The sequence below is a fragment of the Polaromonas sp. JS666 genome (assembly GCF_000013865.1).
GTDB lineage: Bacteria > Pseudomonadota > Gammaproteobacteria > Burkholderiales > Burkholderiaceae_C > Polaromonas.
This window is the reverse complement of the sequence record NC_007948.1, coordinates 785923-809113: the sequence shown is the minus strand read 5'-3', so window position 1 is coordinate 809113 and position 23191 is coordinate 785923. Positions and strand designations below refer to the sequence as shown.

General features: G+C 61.2%; 20 protein-coding genes. 7 read left to right on the top strand and 13 right to left on the bottom strand.

Going from position 1 to position 23191, the window contains the following annotated elements:
• Window positions 1–79: 79 nt before the first annotated feature.
• From pilQ to BPRO_RS03830, 5 genes are read right to left on the bottom strand one after another with little or no spacing between them, the layout of a single operon-like run.
• Window positions 80–2233 carry a type IV pilus secretin PilQ gene (pilQ, locus tag BPRO_RS03850; RefSeq protein WP_011481744.1) on the bottom strand — a complete coding sequence of 718 codons (2154 nt, stop codon included), beginning with the start codon at window positions 2231–2233 and terminating at the stop codon, window positions 80–82.
• Window positions 2230–2781 (bottom strand): pilus assembly protein PilP, encoded by a 552-nt coding sequence (locus BPRO_RS03845; RefSeq protein ID WP_011481743.1) that lies wholly within the window; start codon window positions 2779–2781, stop codon window positions 2230–2232. Before BPRO_RS03845 ends, pilQ begins: the two co-directional genes overlap by 4 nt.
• The gene (locus tag BPRO_RS03840; RefSeq protein ID WP_011481742.1) at window positions 2778–3452 is read right to left on the bottom strand and encodes a type 4a pilus biogenesis protein PilO; all 675 of its coding nucleotides are present in this window, start codon (window positions 3450–3452) and stop codon (window positions 2778–2780) included. Before BPRO_RS03840 ends, BPRO_RS03845 begins: the two co-directional genes overlap by 4 nt.
• Window positions 3453–3477: 25 nt before the next feature.
• Window positions 3478–4161 (bottom strand): PilN domain-containing protein, encoded by a 684-nt coding sequence (locus BPRO_RS03835; RefSeq protein WP_011481741.1) that lies wholly within the window; start codon window positions 4159–4161, stop codon window positions 3478–3480.
• Window positions 4158–5237 carry a pilus assembly protein PilM gene (locus BPRO_RS03830; RefSeq protein ID WP_011481740.1) on the bottom strand — a complete coding sequence of 360 codons (1080 nt, stop codon included), beginning with the start codon at window positions 5235–5237 and terminating at the stop codon, window positions 4158–4160. Before BPRO_RS03830 ends, BPRO_RS03835 begins: the two co-directional genes overlap by 4 nt.
• A gap of 268 nt (window positions 5238–5505) precedes the next feature.
• Here BPRO_RS03830 and BPRO_RS03825 point away from each other — a divergent pair, with 268 nt between their 5' ends.
• Window positions 5506–7920 (top strand): penicillin-binding protein 1A, encoded by a 2415-nt coding sequence (locus BPRO_RS03825; protein WP_011481739.1) that lies wholly within the window; start codon window positions 5506–5508, stop codon window positions 7918–7920.
• 79 nt (window positions 7921–7999) lie between these two features.
• On the opposite strand, the gene cyaY is transcribed toward BPRO_RS03825, so the two are convergent.
• Window positions 8000–8350 carry an iron donor protein CyaY gene (gene cyaY, locus BPRO_RS03820; protein WP_011481738.1) on the bottom strand — a complete coding sequence of 117 codons (351 nt, stop codon included), beginning with the start codon at window positions 8348–8350 and terminating at the stop codon, window positions 8000–8002.
• A 12-nt stretch (window positions 8351–8362) separates the two neighbouring features.
• Between cyaY and BPRO_RS30845 the strand changes: the two genes are divergently transcribed.
• Window positions 8363–8602 (top strand): LPS translocon maturation chaperone LptM, encoded by a 240-nt coding sequence (locus tag BPRO_RS30845; RefSeq protein WP_081430474.1) that lies wholly within the window; start codon window positions 8363–8365, stop codon window positions 8600–8602.
• 182 nt (window positions 8603–8784) lie between these two features.
• Window positions 8785–10068, top strand: a complete 1284-nt coding sequence (gene lysA / locus BPRO_RS03810) for a diaminopimelate decarboxylase (RefSeq protein WP_011481736.1) — start codon at window positions 8785–8787, stop codon at window positions 10066–10068.
• 53 nt (window positions 10069–10121) lie between these two features.
• On the opposite strand, the gene BPRO_RS03805 is transcribed toward lysA, so the two are convergent.
• The 5 genes from BPRO_RS03805 to BPRO_RS03785 form a co-directional block, all read right to left on the bottom strand.
• Window positions 10122–10772 (bottom strand): sulfite oxidase heme-binding subunit YedZ, encoded by a 651-nt coding sequence (locus BPRO_RS03805; RefSeq protein ID WP_011481735.1) that lies wholly within the window; start codon window positions 10770–10772, stop codon window positions 10122–10124.
• Between the two features lie 10 nt (window positions 10773–10782).
• Window positions 10783–11781 (bottom strand): protein-methionine-sulfoxide reductase catalytic subunit MsrP, encoded by a 999-nt coding sequence (msrP, locus tag BPRO_RS03800; RefSeq protein WP_011481734.1) that lies wholly within the window; start codon window positions 11779–11781, stop codon window positions 10783–10785.
• An 84-nt stretch (window positions 11782–11865) separates the two neighbouring features.
• Window positions 11866–13263, bottom strand: a complete 1398-nt coding sequence (gene ccsB, locus BPRO_RS03795; RefSeq protein ID WP_011481733.1) for a c-type cytochrome biogenesis protein CcsB — start codon at window positions 13261–13263, stop codon at window positions 11866–11868.
• A complete protein-coding gene (locus tag BPRO_RS03790) occupies window positions 13260–15479 on the bottom strand; it encodes a cytochrome c biogenesis protein ResB (protein WP_011481732.1) in 2220 nt (739 codons plus the stop codon). Before BPRO_RS03790 ends, ccsB begins: the two co-directional genes overlap by 4 nt.
• Before the next feature lie 175 nt (window positions 15480–15654).
• Window positions 15655–16326, bottom strand: coding sequence for a c-type cytochrome (locus BPRO_RS03785; RefSeq protein WP_011481731.1), 672 nt, complete (start codon window positions 16324–16326; stop codon window positions 15655–15657).
• Between the two features lie 192 nt (window positions 16327–16518).
• Between BPRO_RS03785 and yihA the strand changes: the two genes are divergently transcribed.
• Both yihA and BPRO_RS03775 read left to right on the top strand, forming a co-directional pair.
• On the top strand, window positions 16519–17256 hold the full coding sequence (yihA, locus tag BPRO_RS03780; protein ID WP_011481730.1) for a ribosome biogenesis GTP-binding protein YihA/YsxC: 738 nt from the start codon (window positions 16519–16521) through the stop codon (window positions 17254–17256).
• Between the two features lie 107 nt (window positions 17257–17363).
• A complete protein-coding gene (locus BPRO_RS03775) occupies window positions 17364–18341 on the top strand; it encodes an alpha/beta fold hydrolase (RefSeq protein WP_011481729.1) in 978 nt (325 codons plus the stop codon).
• A gap of 73 nt (window positions 18342–18414) precedes the next feature.
• On the opposite strand, the gene BPRO_RS03770 is transcribed toward BPRO_RS03775, so the two are convergent.
• Complete coding sequence (locus BPRO_RS03770; RefSeq protein WP_011481728.1) at window positions 18415–19317, bottom strand: lysophospholipid acyltransferase family protein; 903 nt, start codon at window positions 19315–19317, stop codon at window positions 18415–18417.
• Window positions 19314–20195 carry a lysophospholipid acyltransferase family protein gene (locus BPRO_RS03765; protein WP_011481727.1) on the bottom strand — a complete coding sequence of 294 codons (882 nt, stop codon included), beginning with the start codon at window positions 20193–20195 and terminating at the stop codon, window positions 19314–19316. The genes BPRO_RS03770 and BPRO_RS03765 overlap by 4 nt, the downstream gene beginning before the upstream one ends.
• 166 nt (window positions 20196–20361) lie before the next feature.
• On the opposite strand from BPRO_RS03765, the gene metK reads away from it, so the two are divergent.
• On the top strand, window positions 20362–21543 hold the full coding sequence (gene metK / locus BPRO_RS03760; RefSeq protein ID WP_011481726.1) for a methionine adenosyltransferase: 1182 nt from the start codon (window positions 20362–20364) through the stop codon (window positions 21541–21543).
• Window positions 21544–21752: 209 nt separating this feature from the next.
• Complete coding sequence (locus tag BPRO_RS03755; RefSeq protein WP_011481725.1) at window positions 21753–23147, top strand: sensor histidine kinase; 1395 nt, start codon at window positions 21753–21755, stop codon at window positions 23145–23147.
• The last annotated feature ends 44 nt before the right edge of the window (window positions 23148–23191 follow it).

The window sequence follows — 23191 nt, the reverse complement described above, 5'->3', positions numbered from 1 at the left end:
GCTGACATCCGCCCGGGCGATGCCAGCTTTTCTTCTCAAGCGACTTTACGTTTTATTGGCGCGTCCAGGGTGGACACTCTCAGCGCAGCGCAGCCCCGTTCGTCAGCATCTTGGGGGTGATGAACACCAGCAGTTCAGACTTGCTGGCCGTACGGGTTTTGGTTTTGAACAGGTTGCCAATGGCCGGCAAGTCGCCCAGCAGGGGAACCTTGGTCTCATCTTCCCTGTCGTTCTGCTCAAAAATGCCACCGATCACCACCGTGCCGCCGTTTTCCACCAACACCTGCGTCTGGATGTGCTTGGTGTCGATGGCAAAACCGTTGGCCGTGGCCCGGCCCACACTGTCCTTGTTGACATCCACATTCAGGATGATGTTTCCCTCTGGCGTGATCTGAGGGGTTACCTCGAGCTTCAGGTTGGCCTTGCGGAAGGCAATCGAGGTCGCGCCGCTGGAGGTTGCCTGCTGATAGGGCAATTCAGTACCCTGCTCGATCAGCGCCTTGACCTGGTCCGCCGTCACGATGCGGGGACTGGACACGATTTTTCCTTTTCCGTCAGCTTCTGCCGCCGAAATCTCGAGATTTAACAACCTTGTCACCGAAGAGTTAAACAGGGAGATAGCGAAAGTGGATGCCGGGTAGCCATTCTGCCCGACGCCAGGCAACTGCACAAAGTCGCCCGCAGTCGTTCCAAAGTTCTGCCCACGAACTGCTCCTGATGTAGCCGTAATGTCCGGCGCGATGTAGGTGGCGCCAAACATGGCGTTGCGGTTTCCGTTCAAGGTGAATGGCCGCCCGCCTAGCCTGACACCCAACGATTTACCGAAAGTGTCCGATGCCTCAACGATGCGCGCCTCGATCAGCACCTGGCGTACGGGAATATCCAGTTTGGCAATCAAAGCCTGAACCTGCTCAAGTTTGGCCGGTATGTCGGTCACAAACAGTTGATTGGTACGCGATTCCGAGATCACGCTACCCCGGGCCGACAGGATCTTGGTGGCACCTGGGCCACTGCTGCCCAACAATCCCGCGGCGATGTCTGTCGCCTTCGCATAGTTCAGCTTGAAGTCCTGGGTACGGAGCGCTTCCAGGCTCTGGATGGCATTTCTTGACTCGTGGTCCTGCTTGTCCTTCGCTGCAAGCTCGTCCTTGGGGGCGATCAGCAAGACATTGCCCGTTTTACGCATGCCCAATCCCTTGGCCTGCAAAATAATGTCCAGCGCCTGATCCCAGGGAACGTCTTTCAAGCGTAGCGTCACGGAACCTGTCACGGTATCGGAGGTAACGATATTGAAGTTGGTGAAGTCCGCAATAACTTGCAGCAGCGAGCGGAGTTCAATATTCTGGAAATTCAGGGACAGCTTCTCACCGGTGTAGCCAGGGCCCTGACTGAGCTTGTTGGGGTCGAGTTTCTGCGGACGCACTTCCAGCACGAACTGGTTGTCGCTTTGGTAGGCACTGTGCTCCCATGTGCCTCTGGGCTCCACGACCATTCGCACTTTGTCACCGGTCTGGAACGTGGTGACAGTCTGGATCGGTGTGCCGAAATCAGCCACATCCAGACGACGGCGCAAGCCCTCGGGCAGAGCCGTTTTCAGGAACTCGACCACCAGGGTCTGGCCCTGCTGGCGAATATCCACGCCGACCTGGTTGTTGGCAAGGTCCACAACCACGCGCCCCGCGCTGTCCGCGCCACGGCGGAAATCGATATCCTTGAGCGGCAGGACGTCGCGATTGCGGCTCTCGGCAAACACCGGCGTCGCCGCCGCAGAGGGCGCGGCCAAAGTCGCCGGCTCCAGGGTGATCAGCAAGGATTTGCCCTGTATCTCGGCCTTGTAGGCCGTGGGCGCCTTCAGATTGAGCACAACCCGCGTCCGCTCCCCCGCCTGCACCACGTTCGCGGAGCGCAGATTTCCGAGGTTGAGGTCGACCGCAGAGCGTCCCATGGAATTGCTGACACCCGGGAAGTCAAGCGCGATGCGCGCAGGCGCCTGGATACTGAAGCCCGTGGGTACGGCCGCAAGTGGTTCGGCCAGATCAATGCGGATCACTTCCGCGCCGCCCTGCACCGAGCCCGAAAGGGACTGGATGGCATTTTGCGCCTGCGCCATGGAGGGCAGCGCGCCCGCCATCAGCGCCACACTCAGGGAAGCGCCACGCAGCACGCATCCAAGCAAACGTTGCAGGCCGCCTCGCATCGCCCCTGCCTTTGATGCCAATGTCTGCTTGTTCATTTTGATCCCTCTAATAACTGTAATGTCGCTGGCCGCTCTATCCATTCGCCCGCCGCGTCCTGCACGATTTCCCGCAGGGCAATACTTGTTTCGGTCACCTTGGTAATACGGCCGTAGTTCTGGCCCAGATAGTTACCCGCACGGACTTGGTAAATGAGGTTGTCGACCCGCACCAGTGCCACAGGCAAGCCGACCTTGATCAGGCTGCCGACCATGACCACGGCGTCCAGAGGGGACGACTCCAGCGGTTCTTTGCGCCGGCTTAGCTCAGGGGCTACCAGGGCCGCGTTGGCCGTCCCCCGATTGGATTCGCGCTTCAAGGCCTGTGTCAGTTTCTGGTTGCTGAAAGGCTCTATTGAACCTTCCTGGTTATAGGCTTGCGGCGTGAACTTGGTGGGCTCCGGCAAAGGATCAACCTTGGGCTTGGTTGCGTTTCGCTGATCCACCATCCACTGCTGCAGTTCTTCCTGTTCGGAAGAACTGCAACCGGCCATTCCGAGAAAAACCAGCGTCAAACTGACGATCAATGCAGGGCGATTGAGTCTCATTTCTTGGCCCCCTTGGCGGGAGCGCTCTTGCGCTGCAAGGCCACCTCGTCACCGTCGAGGTAACGGAAAGTCTTGGCCGTGGTATCCATTGTCAGATTGCCATCCTTGGCCGGCAGGATACTCAGATTGTTCAGGGTGACGATACGGGACAGATTGGCAATATCCGCCGCAAACGCGCCAAGATCGTGATAGCGCCCCGACACGCGCACCGCAATCGGCAATTCCGCGTAATACTCCCTGACGCTCACCTGACCCGGGCGAAACAACTCAAACTGCAGGCTGCGCCCCAGTCCGGCCTGATTGATATCAGACAGCAGGGCATCCATCTCAGCTTTGCTGGGCAGCTGCTTTTCAAGCTGCGTCACGTATTGCTGGACCTGTTCACGCTGTTTCTTCAGGGCCTCCAGATTGACGGCCTGCACAAGCTTCTTCTTGTAGTCGTCCCTGAGCTGAACTTCTTTTGCTTTTTCCGCCGTCAACTCTTCGTCAGAGGCGTTCAAGCCTAAAAACCAGATGGCAACGACCACCAGCACCGTAACGGCAAGGCATAGCAGGAAGCGCGGCAAAGCCGGCCACGAGGTTGGATCATTCGGATCCAGCCCGCTGAACTGGGCTTTCAGGCTGCGTTGAATACCGCCGAAATCGACAGAAGATTTTGGTTTTTTTGCCATGATCAGTCTCGTTCAACCTTGGTCTTCATATCTTGGCCGCTGCCGACGCCGAGGCGACGGGAGCTGGCTTGGCTACGGCAGAAGACGCCGCAGGAAGCGCAGGCCCAGCTACTGAACTTGAGGCCGCAGAACTTGCAGCTTTCGGATCACTGGCCCGTTTGAGCCCCACGCGCATGGAGAAGTTGGCTACCCGCCGCTGGTCACGCTGGCTCAGCGTGACCGAGCCGGCGGTGATTTCCACGAGTTCCGGCTTGGTCAACCAGGGGCTGTTGTTGGCCAGATTGCGCAACAGTTCGGAAACCCGCTCGTTGGATTGCGCAACACCGATGATCAGGACGGTCTGGTTGTCCTGCTTCATGCTGTTGATATAGACGCCATCAGGCAATTGCTTGACCAATTCACTGAGCAGGTAAACCGGCAGGTTGCGGTTTCCCTGCAAATCTTCCACTGCATTCTGGCGAGCCCTCAGCGCGGCGATCTCCGCCTGCAAGGTTGCGATCTCCTTGATCTGACCTTCAAGACGGGTGATTTCCGTTTTCAGAAAGTTGTTTTTTGTCTGCTGACTTTCAATTTGAGCCAGATACCAGGTGTACACAGCGCCGGAAATCAGCACACCCGCCAGCGCGGCAACGCCCAAGGTCGCATAAAACACCTCGCGCCTGCGTTTGCGCGCAGCCTCCCGGTGCGGGAGCAGATTGATCAGAATCACTGCACAAACCTCCGCAAGGCCAAGCCGCAAGACGTCAAATAAGATGACGCTTCACGCCGCATTTTCTTTTCCCGGACATCGCTACCCAACTCCATGCCTTCAAAGGGATTGGCCAGCAGGCAGGCAAAGGAAGTCTGCTGCGTGACGGCATCATTGAGCCCAGGCAATGCGGATGAGCCGCCCGCCAGCATCACGTAATCGACTTTGTTATGGGGCGTGCTGGTGAAGAAGAACTGGAGTGCCCGGCCGATTTCCTGGGCCATGCTCTCGACAAAAGGTTTCAGGACACCCGATTCGTAATCTTCCGGCAGGTCGCCGCTGCGCTTTTTACTCTCCGCCTCTTCGGACGAAAAACCGTATTGACGAACAATCAGCTGAGTGAGTTGCGCGCCGCCAAAGGCCTGGTCGCGCTCGTACAGCACCTCATCGTTCTTGATGACCTGCATGCTGGTGGTCAAGGCGCCCACTTCAAACAGGGCAACCAGCGTATCCACCCCCTTGTTGGGCAGACTCTCGATCAGCCGCGCGGTCGCCAGCCGCGAGGCGTAAGACTCGACATCGATCACAATGGGTTTCAGCCCGGCGGCCTCAGCCAGCCCCTGCCGATCCTGCACTTTTTCCTTGCGCGAAGCGGCAATCAGGACCTCGACGTCGCCACTCGAAGTGGCGCTGGGCCCCACCACGCAGAAATCCAGGCTGACCTCATCGAGCGAAAAGGGTATGTACTGATTGGCTTCGGTTTCGACCTGAAGCTCAAGTTCGGAATCGCTCAGGCCGCCCGGCAGGATGATCTTCTTGGTAATCACCGCCGAGGCAGGGAGTGCCATGGCCACGTTTTTGGTGCGCGTTCCGCTCTTTTTGACCAGCCGGCGCACCGCCTCGGCAACTTCGTCGAATTTCTCGACATTGCCATCAGTGATCCAGCCGCGCTCCAGCGGCTCTATCGCACAGCGGTCAAGCACCAGGTTGCCCGCCTTGTCACGGCTCAACTCCACCAGCTTGACGCTGGACGAACTGATATCGAGGCCCAGCAGAGCGGGCTCCTGACTGTTGAATAACGATCCCAAAGAGATCAAGGCGGTCCCCAAATGACGGCTAATATGTAGCCCTGCATACTTAAGAAATCACTTGAATAGTAGCAGTAAGCTCTTTGTGCTGTAAGGATTTTTCTCATTTCAGACACCCAGAGCGTTGTCAAAAGCAGACGGTTTTGACAGACCGCACCGACAGCAACTGCAGCGAAGCAATGTCTGCAAACGTAAAAGTACGGCGTTCTGAGCAGCGCCGGACAGGTACGTGTTTCAGGGATTTTTATAATAGCTTCGCGACTTTACGATTGCCTACATGTCCTCCAAGCCCTCCTCTTCGAACTCAAACTCCCACGCGGTGATGCAGCCCTCCTGGCAACGCTGGCTGATCAAGCTGGTTTTGTGGGGCGCCGGGCTGGCAGTCGCGGGGGTGGTCGGCATCCTTCTGTTTGTAGCCGTCGCCCTGTCGGTGGCCTACCCCAACCTGCCGGACATCTCGGATTTGCTGGACTACCGGCCCAAGTTGCCGCTGCGTGTGTATTCCGCAGATGGCGTGGTGATTGGCGAGTTTGGCGAAGAACGCCGCAACCTCACGCCCATCAAAGACATCCCCCAGGTCATGAAGGACGCCGTGCTGGCGATCGAAGATGCCCGCTTTTTTTCGCATGGCGGCGTGGACTATCTTGGTGTGATCCGCGCCGGCTTTGCCAATGTGGGCCGTGCAAAAAGCCAGGGCGCCTCCACCATCACCATGCAGGTGGCCCGCAATGTGTACCTGTCTGCCGAAAAGAGCTATACGCGCAAGATTTATGAAATCCTGCTGACGTTCAAGCTGGAGCACCTGCTGACCAAGGATCAGATCCTCGAAATCTACATGAACCAGATTTTTCTGGGAAACCGGGCCTACGGCTTTGCCGCGGCTTCGGAGGCCTACTTTGGCAAGCCCCTCAAAAACATCTCGATCGCCGAAGCCGCCATGCTGGCCGGCCTGCCCAAAGCGCCCTCGGCGTACAACCCGATCGTCAACCCCAAGCGCGCGAAAGCCCGCCAGCTCTACATCATTGAGCGCATGCAGGAGAACGGCTTCATCACGGCAGAGCAGGCCAAGGCAGCCAAAGAGGAAGAGCTCCAGGTCAGGGTCGGGCGCGATAACGGCCGGGTGCATGCCGAATATGTCGCTGAAACCGTACGCCAGCTGGTCCATAACCAGTATGGCGACGAAACCTATACACGCGGCCTCAATGTCTACACCACCTTGCGCGCCGCCGACCAGACAGTAGCTTACAAGGCCTTGCGCAAGGGCATCATGGACTACGAGCGCCGGCAAATTTACCGCGGTCCTGAGAAGTTCATCGACCTTCCGGCCAACCCGCAGGAGACGGAAGATGCGATTGACGACGCACTGACCGACAACCCCGACAACGGCGACGTGATGTCGGCGGTGGTGCTGGAAGCCACTCCCAAGCGGATTCTCGCGATGCGCCAGAACAGCGAGACGGTTGAAATCACCGGCGAAGGGCTTCGGCCGGCGCAATCCGGCCTGGCCGACAAGGCGGGCCCCAGCATCAAAATTCGCCGTGGCGCCCTGATCCGGGTGGCCAAAACGCCAAAAAACACCTGGGAGATCACCCAGCTGCCTGAGGTCGAAGGGGCTTTTGTGGCGCTGGACCCGCGTGATGGCTCCATTCGCGCGCTGGTGGGCGGGTTTGATTTTGAGAAGAACAAGTTCAACCATGTGACCCAGGCCTGGCGGCAACCGGGCTCCAGCTTCAAGCCCTTCATCTATTCGGCTGCCCTGGAAAAAGGCTTCACGCCGGCCACCGTGGTCAACGACGCGCCCCTGTTTTTTGACGCCGGCGTGACCGGCGGCCAGCCATGGGAGCCCAAGAACTATGACGGCACCTTCGAGGGGCCCATGAATTTACGGACCGGCCTGAAAAAATCAAAAAACATGATTTCCATCCGCATTCTGCAGTCGGTGGGCGCGCAGTATGCACAGGACTGGATCACCCACTTCGGCTTTGAAGCTGAAAAACATCCGGCGTACCTGACCATGGCACTGGGCGCCGGCTCCGTCACGCCCATGCAAATGGCCACGGCTTATTCGGTGTTTGCCAATGGCGGCTACCGCGTCAACCCCTACCTGGTGACCAAGATCACCGACCAGCGCGGCAAGGTGCTGCTCGAAACCACACCGCCCGTCCTGGATGAGTCCGCCAGGGCCATCGATGCCCGCAACGCCTTCATCATGGACAGCCTGTTGCAGGAAGTGGCGCGCTCAGGCACAGCCGCCAGAGCGCAGGCGACCCTCAAGCGCCCCGACCTCTTCGGTAAAACCGGTACCACCAATGACTCGATCGATACCTGGTTCGTCGGCTTCCAGCCCACCCTGGCGGCAGCCGTCTGGATGGGTTACGACACGCCCAAAAAGCTTGGCGATCGGGAAACCGGCGGCGGCCTGAGCCTGCCGATCTGGATCAACTTCATGGAATACGCCCTGAAAGGCGTGCCGGTCACCGAATACCCGGCGCCCGAAGGCGTGGTGAATGTCAATGGCGAGTGGTACTACAACGAGTACGCCAGGGGCTCGGGGGTGAGCAGCGTGGGAACGCAGGATCCGGCAGCGGTCAACGCCGGCCAACTGCCCGCCCCGGGCACGCCGGGCGGCCCGATTCAGGTCTTGCCACCCTCTGACGAAAAGAAACGGATTCTGGATCTGTTCAAGAACTGACGGACAAAAATTGCGGCGTCACAGTTGACTCCCGCTGCCGGCACCGGCGCGGATTCGACCTTCCTCGCTACCCGAAGGCCTACTTGCCGGTCACCGGAACAGGTGCATTGAACACCAGCGGCTGACCCGCCTGCTCGCTGGCGTAACGTGACAAACCGGTGAAGAACTCGCTGGAATCCTTGGTGTCCAGCCATTGATTGCCACGGAACTTGTAATGGAAACCACCCGCCTTGGCGGCCATCCATATTTCCTGCAGCGGTTTTTGCAGGTTGATGATGATCTGGCTGCGGTTTGAAAATGTCAGCGTGATCATGCCGCCGGTACGCTGGTTGTCAATGTCAGCGTCGGTTTCATCATTGATCCGGTCGCAGGCAGTCTCTATTGCCGTGAGCGCGCTCTCGGCCAGGTCCTGGTATTCAAGGTCCGTCATTACAATCCCATCATGGTTTCTTCACATCATTCCTGGCTTCAAATTTTAGGCCGCCTTCGGGCTTTTGTTTCCAGGCATGGCCTTGTTGCCGTCGTGGTTGGCGCTGCGGCACTGGCCGGCTGCGGTCAGAAAGGCCCGCTCTTCCTTCCAGCGCCACCCAAGGTGTCCAATGCTGCGGCCCTCCCCTCCGGCGACCCCGGTGCACCCGCTGCGGGGGTCATACCTGCGCCCCCCGCCTCGGCCGCCCGATGAATTCTGCCTTCCCGGCCGCCAGATACGCACCATCGGGTGGCAGGAACACAGGCACCCGCCCGCTTGAAGCTTGAAAACAAAGGCGGGTTCGGCTTTGCGCCGTGAATCTGTCATGGCTTTCAAGCCAGGCCCTCCTTAAGATTAATCGCCCCAGACCTCCCGTATTGACAAGCAGCTCATCCATGACAGACCACAAACTCCCCGGCCACCCCCATTTTGCGTACCGTGGCAATGACCTGTTTGCCGAAGACCTGATGGTCAGCGAGTTGGCGAGCCTGCACGGCACACCGCTATTTGTTTACTCCAAAGCGGCGATGCTGTCGGCCCTGGCCGCTTACCAGCGCGGCTTTGCGGGGCGCGATGTGCAGATCTGCTATGCCATGAAGGCCAACTCTTCGCTGGGCGTGCTGCAAGTGTTTGCCGGGGCCGGCTGCGGTTTCGACATTGTCTCGGGCGGCGAACTGGAACGTGTGCTCGCTGCAGGCGGCCAGGCCAACAAGATCATCTTCTCCGGGGTCGGCAAGACGCGGGCCGAGATGCGGCAGGCGCTGGCGGCTGGCATTGGCTGCTTCAACGTAGAGAGCGAGGCCGAGCTGGACGTGCTGTCAGGCGTTGCTGCGGCGATGAACTTGCGTGCGCCGGTAAGCATTCGCGTCAATCCGAATGTCGACCCCAAGACCCATCCCTATATTTCCACGGGCCTCAAGGGCAATAAATTCGGCGTCGCCCATGAGGATGCCCTGCGCATTTACCAGCACGCGGCGGCCTTGCCCGGCTTGCAGGTTGCGGGTATCGACTGCCACATTGGCTCGCAGATCACCGAAACCACACCCTACCTCGACGCGATGGACCGGGTGCTGGACCTGGTCGCGTCCATTGAAAGCGCAGGCATAGAGCTGGAGCACATCGACTTCGGCGGCGGCCTGGGCATCAATTACAACGGCGACACCCCGCCCGAAGCCGACGTGCTCTGGCGGCAACTGCTGGCCAAACTCGACGCGCGCGGCTACGGCAGCAAGAAACTGATGATTGAACCGGGCCGCTCGCTGGTGGGCAATGCCGGCATCTGCCTGACCGAGGTGCTCTACCTGAAACCCGGCGAGCAGAAAAACTTCTGCATCATTGATGCGGCGATGAACGACTTGCCGCGACCGGCGATGTACCAAGCTTTTCACGCCATCGTGCCGGCGGTGGCCGGCGGTCCCGCCCCCGCCACGACGTATGACGTGGTCGGCCCGGTCTGTGAGAGCGGCGACTGGATAGGCCGTGACAGGCCTCTGGCGGTCAACGCGGGCGACGTGCTGGCCGTGCTGTCAGCGGGCGCTTACTGCATGAGCATGGCCAGCAACTACAACACGCGCGGCCGCGCTGCCGAGGTGCTGGTCGACGGCAGCCAGGCGCACCTGATACGCCGCCGCGAAGATGCGCAGGACCAGATGCGCCATGAGCAGCTGGTGGCCGAATAAAGCCAGCGAGGGCACTGGCAGGGGCGCCCGCATCAGGCGATGCAGCCAGCCATTCAGGACGATAGCTTGACGCGCCCGCTGGGCATGGGCAGCGGCCTCTTTTTCTTCAGGGACTGCTGCACGCGCCAGCCGAGAAGCAGCGCAATGATGGCGGCATACACAAACACCTCGGCAAAATTGTTCTTGGCCGCGCGCATCCAGAAGAAATGCAGCAGCCCCAAACCGGCAATCAGGTAGACCAGCTTGTGCAGCCATTGCCAGCGCCTGGCCCCCATGGCCTTGATCGCGGCATTGAATGAGGTGGCGGCCAGCGGGGTCAACAGCACAAACGCGGTAAATCCCACCAGGATAAAGGGCCGCTTGGCGATATCCCTGGTGATGTCCGGAACATCGAAACCCATGTCAAACCAGCTGTAGCTCAGCAGGTGGGTCACCACATAAAAATAGGCAAACAGCCCCAGCATGCGCCGAAACCGCGCCAGTGCCGGCGTGTTGCTGATGACCCTCAAGGGCGTGACCGCCAGCACAATGCAGATGAAGCGCAGCGTCCAGTCACCGGTGGCCCGAATCAGCGCCTCAGCCGGATTGGCGCCCAGCTGGTTGTTCAGCGCGCCGTAGAACAGCCAGACAAAAGGCAGCAGGCAGAGGACGAACAGCAGCGGCTTGGCGGCGGAATGCAGCAACAGCCTTTGGCGCGAGATCATCTGGGAACCTTCAGAAAAACTTCTTGAGATCCATGCCGGCGTAAAGCTGGCCCACCTGTGCCTCGTAGCCATTGAACATCAGGGTCTTGCGCTTCTTGGCAAACAGGCCGTCTTCGCCGATGCGGCGTTCAGTGGCCTGGCTCCATCGGGGATGGTCCACGTTCGGGTTCACATTGGAGTAAAAGCCATACTCTTGGGCGGCCGCCTTGTTCCAGGCGGTCCGTGGCTCCTTGTCGGTGAAACGGATCTTGACGATGCTCTTGCCGCTTTTGAAACCGTATTTCCAGGGCAACACCATGCGCACCGGTGCGCCATTCTGGTTGGGCAGCACTTCACCATACATGCCGAAGGTCAGCAAAGCCAGCGGATGCATGGCTTCATCCATGCGCAGAGCCTCGACGTAAGGCCAGTCAAGCACGCGGGAACCGACAAAGGGCATGGTTTTAGGGTCGGCCTGGCTGATGAATTCCACGTATTTGGCGCTGCCCAGCGGTTCGACTTTCCTGATCAGCTCGGACAGCGAGTACCCGACCCACGGAATCACCATGGACCAGCCCTCCACGCAGCGCAGGCGATAAATGCGCTCTTCCTGAGGGCTGAGCCTGATCAGGTCTTCCAGCGTGTAGGTTTTGGGCTCCTTGACCAATCCTTCAACAGCCACCGACCAGGGCTTGGTCACCAGCGTATGGGCGTTTTTGGCCGGGTCGGCCTTGTCCGTGCCAAACTCGTAAAAGTTGTTGTACGTGGTGACGTCTTTGTAGTCGGTGACTTTTTCCATGACTACTGCACCCACGACGGCCGATTTTCCGCCGGCCAATGGCGCCAGCTTGCCGGGCTTTGGCACCGCCTGCGCCAACGCCTCGCGGCCGGCCCAACCGGCCAACGCGGCACCCGCCGCGCCCGTAGCCATCAGCTTGATCAGTTCGCGGCGGGACTGGTAGATGCCCTGCGGCGTGATCTCGCTGGGAACCGGGTGGTTAAACCCGCTGGCATTCGTCTTGATGAGCATCTGGGGTCCTTGAAAGTAACTTTGTCAGTTAGTCTGTTTGCGCAGCCAACTCTTACATGGATGTTTATCAGGACCCGCTCGGGGCTACAAGGTTCCGTAACTGTGCAGGCCCGACAGGAACATGTTGACACCCAGAAAGGCAAAGGTGGTAACCGCCAGACCGACCAGCGCCCACCAGGCGGCGACCGTTCCGCGCAGGCCTTTCATCAGCCGCATGTGCAGCCACGCGGCGTAATTCAGCCAGACAATCAGGGCCCAGGTTTCCTTCGGATCCCAGCTCCAGTAGCCACCCCAGGCCTCAGCGGCCCACAGCGCGCCCAGCACGGTGGCGATCGTGAAAAAGGCAAAGCCAACGGCGATGGCCTTGTACATCACGTCGTCCAGTATTTCAAAGCTGGGCAGGCGCGCGGCAATGCGCTGGCGGCCCAGCAAAATCCCGCCGGCAATCAGTCCCGACACCAGCAGATATCCGGCCCAGTAATTGCCGCCGCCCACCTCGGCGGGCGACTTGCGGAAAACAATTGGCACGAAACACAGCACCACGCCCAGCAGCCACAAGGGGGTGAGTTTGTACCAGCGGGTTTCGCCGGCCTGCTGTTTGATCAGGTAAGACAGCGACACCATGGCCGACAGCGAGAACATGCCGTAGCCGATGAAGTTGGCGGGTACATGCAGCTTCATCCACCAGCTTTTGAGGGCCGGCACCAGGGGCTGGATTTCATGGGCTTCGCGCACCACGGTGTACCACAGGAGGAATCCGACGGCGGCACTCACCACCAGCATCACGAAGGCACCCAGGGCGCGGGTGTCGTACTGCGCTTCAAAGTAGAGGTAAAACGCCGCTGTCATCCAGCAAAACAGCACGAACACCTCATACAGGTTGCTCACGGGGATGTGCCCGATGTCGGCGCCGATCAGGTAGCTTTCGTACCAGCGCACCAGCGTGCCGATCAAGGCCATGCCCACGGCCACCCAGGCGATTTTCGAGCCCAGGGATTCCAGCGTCGCGCTCTGGCCCGAACCCTCACGCCCGGCAAACATCCCGAGCCAGTAAAAAATCGTGCTCATGAAAAAGAGCACGCTCATCCACAGGATGGCCGACTGGCTGGAGAGGAAATACTTGAGCCAAAATACCTGCTCCGCCCGCGCCAGGTCCCCCTGGTAAGACATGATGCCGAGCAGGGCAAAGCCGGTAACGGCCGCCATCAGCACCCGCAAGGGACGCCAGAACCAGCCCATGGCCATGGCGGCCGGCATGGCGGCCAGCAAGATGCCCTTTTCGTAGACATCCATGAACGCGTTGTAACGGGCAAAGGCGTACAGGCCGCCCGCCAGCACCAACACTGCGAACACCCAGTCCAGCGCGTTACGCCGGGCGAAATAGCCTTCATTCAGGTCGAGCGTACTGTCTTGCCCCGAACGACGCCCCGCCGTCAGCGTGGTGGTGTTGACGGCTGCGGTGTAACCAGAGGGGGTGTTCATAAAGGCGCCTGCAACAGTTTCATTTTCAACATCTCAAACTCCTTGTCGCCATCCATGGTTTTGCGGTTGGTGGACAAGGCCATCGTGGCGAGGCTGCTGGTGCCTGATTCTGGCACTGAATGCGCCAAACCGCTGCCCTCGCCGGAATGACCCGAATTGTCCGAATGACCTGAATTCCCGCCACCCGGGGCCAGCCAGACCCAGACCCGGCGCTCCCGCACGTACAGCATGGCGAACACCCCCAGGATCAGGAAGGCACAGCCCAGGTAGACAATATTCCTGCCCGGCGCCCGGGCAACCTGAAACACGCTGGCCTGCACCTGGGTGAAGTCTTTCAGCACAAAGGCCATGGGGGCCGGATAGTGATGGGCATCCGACAGGCTGAGCACCATCTGGGACATGAACCCCTGCGTCTTGTCGTCCTGCGCCAGCGGCTTGAGGCCGTTTTTCGCTCGCGTCATCTGGGTCAGCTCAAACAGCACGCCATTGAGGATGCGGATCAGCACCTCGCCCGCGCGGTTGCGCTCGGCCTCGGGCACATTCGCTTCCATGAAGTCGGAGATGGCCTGCAGGCCGGCCGGCGTTTTGGCATTGCCCGACGGCGCGCCATCAGGCCCAGCCCCCGCAAACAGGGCCAGCGCGCGCGAGGCCGACGCCGTCAGCTGCTGCGCCAGTTCCGGCCGGTCGGCGCCAATCGCTTGGCTGGCATAACGCTTGACGGCCAGTTCGCGCTGCACCGGATCGGCCAGCGCGGCGCGCAAGCGCAAAAAGGTGTCCATGCTGCCTTCCGCGTCCACGGGAATGCGCAGGTACTGAAATGGGTCGGCCGGCGTTTCGCGCACACCCAACAGGTACACCGCCGGGCTGTCCGTGCCGTCGTCCATCTTGACGGGCAGCATGTAGTTGTTGAATTCACGGGCCTGGCCCGCGGCATCGCGCAGCTTGTAGCTCACGCTGGGGCCGATGTTGCGCAGATCCTTGCGGGTCACCGTCTTGTTGGCCGCCCCCAGCCGCGTGTCAATGGCCTGGTGCAGGTCAACCTTGCGCACATCCACCCCCGAGCCCGCCCCCAAGGTGCTGGCGGACGCGAAATTTTCCACGTTGATGACACGCAGCCCGGTGTACTCGAGTGTCAGCTTGTCCGCGCCATTGGTCAGGCTGCTGGCGCCGCCAATCGTGCCCTGGATCTCAAACGCCTTGGCCGTGGGGGCCAGCGGAATCGCCTTGAGCGTGACACTGGAGCCGCCGTCGTCAAAGCTGGACTGGTAGATCTCTATGCCCTTGTGGCGTGCCGGGTGATTGACTTCCACCCGTGCCGGAATCTTTTCGCCGGTTTCCCTGTCATGAATGATGATGTCGCTGGCAAACAGCTTGGGCATGCCGGTGGAGTAGTACTCGACGATGAACTTCTTCAACTCGATCGCAAACGGCAGCTCCTGCAACAGCACCCCGCCCGGCTGGTTCAGGATGGCGGTGCCCGATTGCGTACCTTCGGCCACCAGGAGGTTGCCCCGAAAGGTCGGGTTGCGGTCACTCAGGCGGTGCTGGGCCGGCACGTCGGCAATCAACCCGCCGCCGGTGTAGGTGGACTTGCCGCCCAGCCACATCTGCGCGCGCACCACCATGTCGCCATCGAGCAGGCCGCCCACGCACACCAGCACAATGGCGCTGTGTGCCGCGATGTACCCCAGTTTGTTGGCCGCGCCTTTTTTGGCGGCCACCATCCAGCCGCCAGACGATGGCCTGTGCTGCAGTTTCACCTTCCAGCCGCTTTGCACCAGCGTCTGGCCAATGCGCCGGGCGGCCGCCTCGGGCGCCTCGGACAAGGCCCCCTCGGCGCGGTGGCCAAAGGCCTTCAGGCTTTGTTCGCGGACGTTTTCCTTGAGGTGATTCAGGTCGGCCAGGATTTTTGGCGCGTTGCGGGCAATGCACAGGCTGGTGCTGGTGACCAGAAAAGCCAGAATCAGCAAAAACCACCAGGCGCTGTAGACCGTGTTCAGGCTGACCAGGCTGAACACCTGCGCCCAGAACGGCCCGAACTGGTTCACGTAATTGCCCAGCGGCTCCTGCTGCTTGAGCACCGTGCCAATGACCGAAGCAATGCAGATGACGGTCAGCAGCGAGATGGAAAACCGCATGGACGACAGCAACTCCACGGACGCCCGCAGGGAGCGGGAGCCCCAATGAACTTTCATGCCTTGGGTGGAAACTGTCATGCGTGAAATGGGGCCGTGTGCCGGGTCAGAAGGTCAACAAAAAGAAAAAGGCGGGACTTTCATCAGAAAGACCCGCCATGGTGTGATTGGTTTTGGAGGCTTGGGTTCAATACAGCGGACGATCTGGCGTCCTTTTCTGTGGAAAAGGGCTTCCCTGCCCGGTAAACCCGTCGGTTTAACGCAAGCCGGCAATGTAATCGGCCAGGGCGCGGATCTCGCGGTCGTTCAGCTTGGCGGCAACCTGGCTCATTTGCAGGCTGTTTTTGCGGGCGCCGTCGCGGAAGGACGTCAACTGCGCGGCGGTGTATTCAGCATGCTGGCCAGACAGGCGCGGGTACTGCGACGGAATGCCGGCGCCCGTCGGGCTGTGGCAGCCAGCACAGGCGGCAATCTGGCGGTCTGCGATGCCGCCGCGGTAAATGCGCTCACCGAGGGCCACCAGTTCCTTGTCTTTGGCAAAACCGGTCTTGGCTTTCTTGGAACTGACCCAGTAGGCGATATTTTTCATGTCCTCATCAGACAGCGCCGAGGCAAAACCCTGCATCACGGCGTTCTTGCGCTTGCCGGACTTGAACTCCTGCAGTTGCTTGACCAGGTATTCCGGGTGCTGCTGGGCCAGCTTGGGGTTGACAGGTGTACCCGAGTTGCCATCTGCGCCATGGCAGCTGGCGCACACGGCGGTGAAGCTGGCTTCGCCCTTGACCAGGTCAGGTTTGGCGACCTTGGCGGGTGCCGCCGCAGCAGAGTCGGCAGCCGCGCCTTGTGCAGGCGCCTCGCCGGCAGCAAATGACGACACGGCAGACACGGCCAGCAGGGCGGCCAGTAGGGAAGTAGCAAACAGCTTCATATCGGGGTGTTTTTAATTGGTTGGCGCACAAAACTTCGAACTTTCTGATTTTACAATGGCTTGGAGGCGCCCCCGCTTACCCGGTATTGCCTGCCCCCTTTGCCTCTGGCCACCGACCTGCTGGCTGACGCCCCTTCACCGCATGCCAAGGCGCGCCCCCGCATGCAAACGTCCTCGAAGGACTGCCCGATCATGACTTCATCCTCACCCGCCCGTCCGCCAGTTGCCGCCGCCTCAACCCCGTCCGATGCCAAGGTCGCCCTGGGCTGGCTGCACACGGCCAAATTCCTCACCACGGCCCCCGAGCTCAAGCACCTGCCCCGGCTGGATGTGCCTGAGATCGCTTTTGTGGGCCGTTCCAACGCCGGCAAATCGACCTGCATCAACACGCTGACGCAGCAGCACCGCCTGGCCTTTGCCTCCAAGACACCGGGCCGCACGCAAAGCATCAACCTGTTCTCGCTGGGCAAGCAGGGCGTGACGGACGCGGTGCTGGCCGACTTGCCGGGCTACGGCTATGCGGCGGTGCCCAAGGAGGCCAAATACCGCTGGCAACAGGTGATGGGCAACTACCTGCAGACGCGCGACAACCTGAAGGCCGTGGTATTGCTGTGCGACCCACGGCTGGGACTGACAGAGCTCGACGAAATCCTGCTCGACGTGCTTCGCCCCCGGGTCGAGGAAGGGCTGAAGTTCCTGGTGCTGCTGACCAAGTCGGACAAACTGAACAAGACCGAAGCCGCCAAGGCGCTGTCCATTGTGCGACTGCAGGCGGGCGGCGGAGACGTCAAACTCTTCTCTTCGCTGAAGCGCAAGGGCGTGGAAGAGGTGGCCCAGCATTTGTGGGACTGGGCCCACCCGCCGGAAAAGCCGGCCAAAAAGCCAAAGGCCGAACCGGCCGCCGAAGCTGCCACAGGCGACGAGGGCTAATCCCGCCCCCGCCGCCCTGACGGCCGGCCCGCAACGCTAAAGCTTCGAGCAAAAATGCTTGCGCCCGAGATATGACGGGAGCAAGCAGCTATTGAAAGCATAGCGCGATGATTGAAACAAATCTGCGGGAGCTGCCGCATGGCATCACCCTGTCATGCCGCAGTGCCGGCGAGAAGGGCCGGCCGGTGCTGATGTTCCTGCATGGCTTCCCGGAAGCCGCTTTTGTGTGGGATAGCCTGCTGACCCACTTTGCCCAACCCGGGAACGGCGGCTTTCGCTGTGTGGCGCCCAACTTGCGCGGCTTTGAGCACTCCAGCGCCCCCGCCGACGTGGCCGCCTACCGCCCGAAACACCTGGTGCAGGACATTGCGGCACTCATTGCACTGGAGTGCGGGGAAAGCGGTCTGCAGCACAGCCCAGGCGGTGACAAGCCCGGGGGCCAGCTTGCCTGCCTGGTCGCCCACGACTGGGGCGGCGCCGTCGCCTGGAACCTGGCGGCGAGCCGGCCGCATTTGACGAGAAAGCTGGCCATCATCAATTCGCCGCATCCCGGCACCTTTTTACGTGAGCTGCAGCACTCTGCCGCCCAGCAGGCCGCCAGCGCCTACATGAATTTCCTGATCCGGCCGGATGCCGAGGCGCTGCTGGCTGAAGACGACTTCCGCCGGCTGTGGGAGTTCTTCAGCAACATGGGTGCGGTGGACGGGCCTCACGCCTGGCTGACGGAGACAGTGCGCGCCCAGTACCGCGAGGTATGGCGCCTGGGCCTGACCGGCCCCTGCAATTACTACCGGGCCTCACCCCTGCGCCCGCCCCGGTCCGGCCCGCCGCACCATGACCCCGCCGCTGCGGGCGTGACCCTTCCGCGCGAGATGCTCGAAGTCCACCTTCCCACCCTGGTGCTCTGGGGCACGGAAGACACCGCATTGCCGACCGCACTGCTGGACGGCTTGGGTGACTATGTACCGCAAATGGATCTGCGCCGCATGGGAGGCGCCACGCACTGGATCGTGCATGAGCAGCCGGAACGGGTAGCCGCTCATCTGCAGCAATTCCTGCAGGTTTCTGCGCCGAATTGCTATTGATTAGAGCTTAAAGCTCCGGTATTTCCTGGATCAGAGGCAAATTTCACCTAAAACCGCCAAGCCGCGGCCTAGTTTAATACAGCGAAGGCGCGCCCTCGGGCCGCGTCTTGAAGCGCTTGTGCACCCAGTAGTATTGCGCCGGCATGGTGGCAATATAGTCCTGCAGGCAGGCATTCATCCGGGCGGTATCAGCCACCGGATCATCGCTGGGATAATTTTCCCAGGCGGGCTGCACCTCGATCTCATAGCCCGCCGCGGTGATGCGCGGCAATATGGACAAGACCTTGGCCCGGCCCAGCCTGGCAAAGCGCGGCAGCGACGGCACGGTCGCCGTGGGAATACCGTAAAAGGGCACAAACACCGAATCGTCCGGCCCAAAGTCCATGTCGGGCAGCAGATACAGCGGCTGCCCTTCGCGCAGTGCCGCCACAATGGGTTTGACACCGTCGGCCCGGCCAAACAGGCGCAGATGGCCAAAGCGCTGGCGGCCACGCAGTATCCACGCATCGACCAGCTTGTTGGACTGGTCCGTGTAAATCGTGGTCGATGTCCGCGGGACCTGCAACTGCAGGGCCACGCCCGCCCACGCAGCATCCATGCCCACAAAATGCGGGCAAAAAGCCACCGTCGGTTCATTGCCTGCCAGTTCCTGCACGGCTCCGGTCAGTTGCACCCGCCGCTGGACCCAGGCCTGCGGCGCATGCCACAGCCAGCTGCGGTCCAGCCAGGCCTGCGCAAAATAGATGAAGGTCTGTTGCGCAAGCTGGCGCCGCTCGGCCTCGGAGCGTTCGGGAAAACACAGGGACAAATTGGTCTGCACCACCCGCCGGCGCGAGCCCACCAGGGCATACAGCAGCCACCCCAAGACCACACCCAGCGCGCGAATCCACGACAAGGGCAACAGCGCCAGCACCTGCATGAAGACGATGCCCGCGCGGGTGGTGAATTCGCTGGCTAACTGACGGGGTGTTTTCAAAGGGCGTCCTTGCGGGGTGTTTCGTGGCGGGGGGTCTTGTAGCGCGCATAACCCCACAAATACTGCCCAGGCTGGCTCAGCACGATGGCCTCGATCGCCTGGTTGATCAGCGTCACGATACGCAGCATATCGGCTTCGCGGGACACATCGGTCGTGCCGCGCGTATCCAGTCCCGCCACCGGTGGCCAGATTTTCAGCCAATAACCCCGCCCGCGCGGCAAACGCTCACAACTCACGGGCAGCAGTGCGGCACCGCTTTGCAGCGCCAGCCGGGCAGCCAGCGTCATGGTGTAGGCCGGCCGGCCAAAAAAAGGCGCCCAGACGCCCAGCCCCTCGGGCGGCACCTGGTCCGTCAGCATGGCCACCGCATGGTTGGACTTCAGGGTCCTGTGCATCTGGCGAATGCCGCTCAGGGAGGCTGGCATCACGGTGAGATTCGGCCGGTCGCGCGCGAGCCGCTCCAGACGGGCCAGCCAGGGCTTGCGCGCCGGGCGGTAAATGGCGGTGATCGGCCCGTACAGTTCGGCCAGGGCCTGCGGGCCAAGCTCGAAGCTTCCGCAGTGGGGGCCGAAGAAGATCACGCCCTTGCCCCGCGCAAAACCCTCTGTTGCGTGGGACTGCCCCTCCACACGGACATTGCCCAGGCAGGACTCGCCCGGGGGGCGCAACCACAGCTTGGGCAACTCGGCCACAAAACGGCCGGCCTCGGCGATCGCCGGCCGGGCAACCTCAAAAGGCAGGCCGGCCTGTGCCACATGGGCCCTGAACTGCGCCCGGTAGCGCGGACTCAGGGCCCAGACCAGCCAGCCCAGCAGCCCACCCAGGGCGTGCAGGGCCGCCAGCGGCCAGAGGGAGAAGAAACGGAATAACCAGCGCATGTGTGGGGTGTTGGGAAGCGGCTTCAGGCAAAAACGCAAGGTCTTATAATGCAAGGGTCGCCGAGTTACTGAACAACTTGCAGGGCGACATTAAACCAAACTGCTAAAGCGTTCGCCGAGGCACCCCAGCCGGCAACGCGCCGACAAACTTCATGGAGTGTACGCAATGGCGAACGATTTTCTCTTTACTTCCGAATCCGTCTCCGAAGGCCATCCCGACAAGGTCGCCGACCAGATTTCCGATGCCATCCTCGATGCCATCTTCAAGCAGGATCCGCGCAGCCGCGTGGCGGCCGAGACGCTGACCAACACCGGCCTCGTCGTGCTGGCCGGTGAAATCACCACCAATGCGCATGTCGACTACATCCAGGTCGCACGCGACACCATCAAGCGCATCGGCTACGACAACACCGAGTACGGCATCGACTACAAGGGCTGCGCCGTGCTCGTGGCCTACGACAAGCAGAGCAACGACATCGCCCAGGGCGTTGACCATGCCAGCGACGATCACCTGAACATCGGCGCCGGCGACCAGGGCCTGATGTTTGGCTACGCCTGCGATGAAACGCCGGAACTGATGCCGGCCCCGATTTATTACGCGCACCGCCTGATGGAGCGCCAGGCCCAGCTGCGCAAGGACGGCCGCCTGCCTTTCCTGCGCCCAGACGCCAAAAGCCAGGTCACCATGCGCTATGTGAACGGCAAACCGCACAGCATCGACACCGTGGTGCTGTCGACCCAGCACAGCCCGGACCAGAGCGAAACGCCTCACAAGATGAAGGCCTCGTTCACCGAAGCCATCATTGAAGAGATCATCAAGCCGGTCCTGCCCAAGGAGTGGCTCAAGGAAACCAAATACCTGATCAACCCGACCGGCCGTTTCGTCATTGGCGGCCCGCAGGGCGACTGCGGCCTGACCGGCCGCAAGATCATCGTCGACACCTACGGCGGCGCCTGCCCGCATGGCGGCGGCGCGTTCTCGGGCAAGGATCCGAGCAAGGTCGATCGCTCGGCCGCCTATGCCGCCCGCTACGTGGCCAAAAACATTGTGGCCGCCGGCCTGGCCCGGCAGTGCCAGATCCAGGTGGCTTATGCGATTGGCGTGGCCCGGCCGATGAACGTGACGGTGTACACCGAAGGCACGGGCGTGATCTCCGACGAAAAATTGTCAGCGCTGGTCCACGAACACTTTGACCTGCGTCCCAAAGGCATCATCCAGATGCTGGACCTGCTGCGTCCAATCTACGAAAAGACCGCGGCTTACGGCCACTTCGGCCGGGATGAGCCCGAGTTTTCCTGGGAGCGCACGGATCGGGCCGCTTTGCTGCGGGCCGCGGCAGGGCGATAAGCCCAGCCCTCCCCAAGCGGCGGACGCCGGTTCCCGCGATGGGCCACGCACTGAAAGCCACCTGCGGGTGGCTTTTTTATGCGTACATTTTTTGGCGCAGGACTACAATTTTGAGCATCCGGCCGGACGGCACAACCCGCCCAGACGTGCGCAATCGCCTGGCCCGGATAGGTGACAGTGGCCGTCTCGAGATCATCACGAAAGCCCACATGCAACGAATCACCAACCGGATGGCCATCAACATCGCCAGCTCGTTGATTGCCGTGTTCACCCTTATTGGCATCAGTGAGCTGTCCTACCAAAAATCCATCCACGCGATGGATGACCTGTCCGAGGCGCATGTCACGCGCACCCATCTTCAGCGGCTGCTGCGTGACGTGCTGGATGCCGAAACGGGCCAAAGGGGCTACCTGCTGACGGCGGACACCGCCTACCTGGAGCCTTACCGGACGGCGATTGCCGACCTCAGCCAGACGCAGGACCAGCTGGTCAATCTGTTTGCCAACAAGCCCGAACAGAGCGCCGCGCTGGCCGTACTGGGCTGGACCGTGCAGCGCAAGCTGGCCGAAATGGACCTGTCCATCCGCATGAAAAATGAGGACAAGGAAGACGCCTGGAAGTTTGTCCTGACCACCGACGTGGGCAAAAAACAAATGGATGACATACGCGTCAGCTCCGCGCAATTGATCGATGCGAGCCTGACGCAGACCACGCAGAGGCATGCGGACATCCGGCAGTCCCTGTTGCTGTCCCGGGTGGGCATCACGCTGGTGGCCGCCGTGGGACTGATGGCGTTCTGGCTGTATTTGCGGCAGACCGCCGCGCTGAAACTGGCCGATCAGCATCAGCAGGCCACGCTGCAGGCCGAACGCGACTTGCTGGACGCCCAGGTCCAGGAGCGCACTGAACGCCTGGCGGAACTGGCCACACACCTGCAACAAGTCCGGGAAGACGAGCGGGCGCATCTGGCGCGGGAGCTTCATGACGAACTGGGTGCGCTGCTTACCGCGGCCAAGCTGGATGTCGCCCGTATCAAGGCCAAATTGAGCGGCGACGCGAGCGACCTGCAGGCGCGCATCCAGCATCTGGTTGAAACACTCAACAGCGGCATTGCGCTCAAGCGGCGCATCATTGAAGATCTGCGCCCCTCCTCCCTGGCCACCCTGGGCTTGCTACCGTCCCTGGAAATCCTGGCGGGCGAGTTTGGCCAGCGTTCCGGCCTGGCCATCACGACCGATCTTGAACCGGTTGACCTGGATGAGCCAACGGAACTGACGGTGTACCGGATCACTCAGGAAGCGCTGACCAATATTGGCAAACACGCCGAAGCGCAACACGTGGAAATTGCCGTGCTCAACTACAAGGCCCACGTCACCGTCACCGTGCGCGACGACGGCAAGGGGTTTGACCCGAAGGCAATAGGCGCTTCCAGCTATGGCCTGCTGGGAATGCGTCACCGGGTGGAGGCTTGCGGCGGCCGCCTCACCATAGAGTCGGTGGGCAGTACCACCATCCGGGCGGTGTTTCCCTCCGTATCCCGCAAAAAGCCCGAGCAGCCCGCCATGGCGGACGAAAGCGGCGCCGCCACAAAAAGCCCCAGCTAGACCTGCGGTGCCGTCGCAGCTTCGATCGGCATACCGCATATCCT

Bases quoted from the DNA above. Each gene is read 5' to 3' on its own strand.
- pilQ (WP_011481744.1), bottom strand. From the start codon at position 2,233: ATGAACAAGCAGACATTGGCATCAAAGGCAGGGGCGATGCGAGGCGGC.
- msrP (WP_011481734.1), bottom strand. From the start codon at position 11,781: ATGCTCATCAAGACGAATGCCAGCGGGTTTAACCACCCGGTTCCCAGC.
- metK (WP_011481726.1), top strand. From the start codon at position 20,362: ATGGCGAACGATTTTCTCTTTACTTCCGAATCCGTCTCCGAAGGCCAT.
- BPRO_RS03785 (WP_011481731.1), bottom strand. From the start codon at position 16,326: ATGAAGCTGTTTGCTACTTCCCTACTGGCCGCCCTGCTGGCCGTGTCT.
- BPRO_RS03840 (WP_011481742.1), bottom strand. From the start codon at position 3,452: ATGGCAAAAAAACCAAAATCTTCTGTCGATTTCGGCGGTATTCAACGC.
- BPRO_RS03755 (WP_011481725.1), top strand. From the start codon at position 21,753: ATGCAACGAATCACCAACCGGATGGCCATCAACATCGCCAGCTCGTTG.
- yihA (WP_011481730.1), top strand. From the start codon at position 16,519: ATGACTTCATCCTCACCCGCCCGTCCGCCAGTTGCCGCCGCCTCAACC.
- lysA (WP_011481736.1), top strand. From the start codon at position 8,785: ATGACAGACCACAAACTCCCCGGCCACCCCCATTTTGCGTACCGTGGC.
- BPRO_RS03775 (WP_011481729.1), top strand. From the start codon at position 17,364: ATGATTGAAACAAATCTGCGGGAGCTGCCGCATGGCATCACCCTGTCA.
- cyaY (WP_011481738.1), bottom strand. From the start codon at position 8,350: ATGACGGACCTTGAATACCAGGACCTGGCCGAGAGCGCGCTCACGGCA.
- ccsB (WP_011481733.1), bottom strand. From the start codon at position 13,263: ATGAACACCCCCTCTGGTTACACCGCAGCCGTCAACACCACCACGCTG.
- BPRO_RS03845 (WP_011481743.1), bottom strand. From the start codon at position 2,781: ATGAGACTCAATCGCCCTGCATTGATCGTCAGTTTGACGCTGGTTTTT.
- BPRO_RS03825 (WP_011481739.1), top strand. From the start codon at position 5,506: ATGTCCTCCAAGCCCTCCTCTTCGAACTCAAACTCCCACGCGGTGATG.
- BPRO_RS03805 (WP_011481735.1), bottom strand. From the start codon at position 10,772: ATGATCTCGCGCCAAAGGCTGTTGCTGCATTCCGCCGCCAAGCCGCTG.
- BPRO_RS03790 (WP_011481732.1), bottom strand. From the start codon at position 15,479: ATGACAGTTTCCACCCAAGGCATGAAAGTTCATTGGGGCTCCCGCTCC.
- BPRO_RS03765 (WP_011481727.1), bottom strand. From the start codon at position 20,195: ATGCGCTGGTTATTCCGTTTCTTCTCCCTCTGGCCGCTGGCGGCCCTG.
- BPRO_RS30845 (WP_081430474.1), top strand. From the start codon at position 8,363: ATGGTTTCTTCACATCATTCCTGGCTTCAAATTTTAGGCCGCCTTCGG.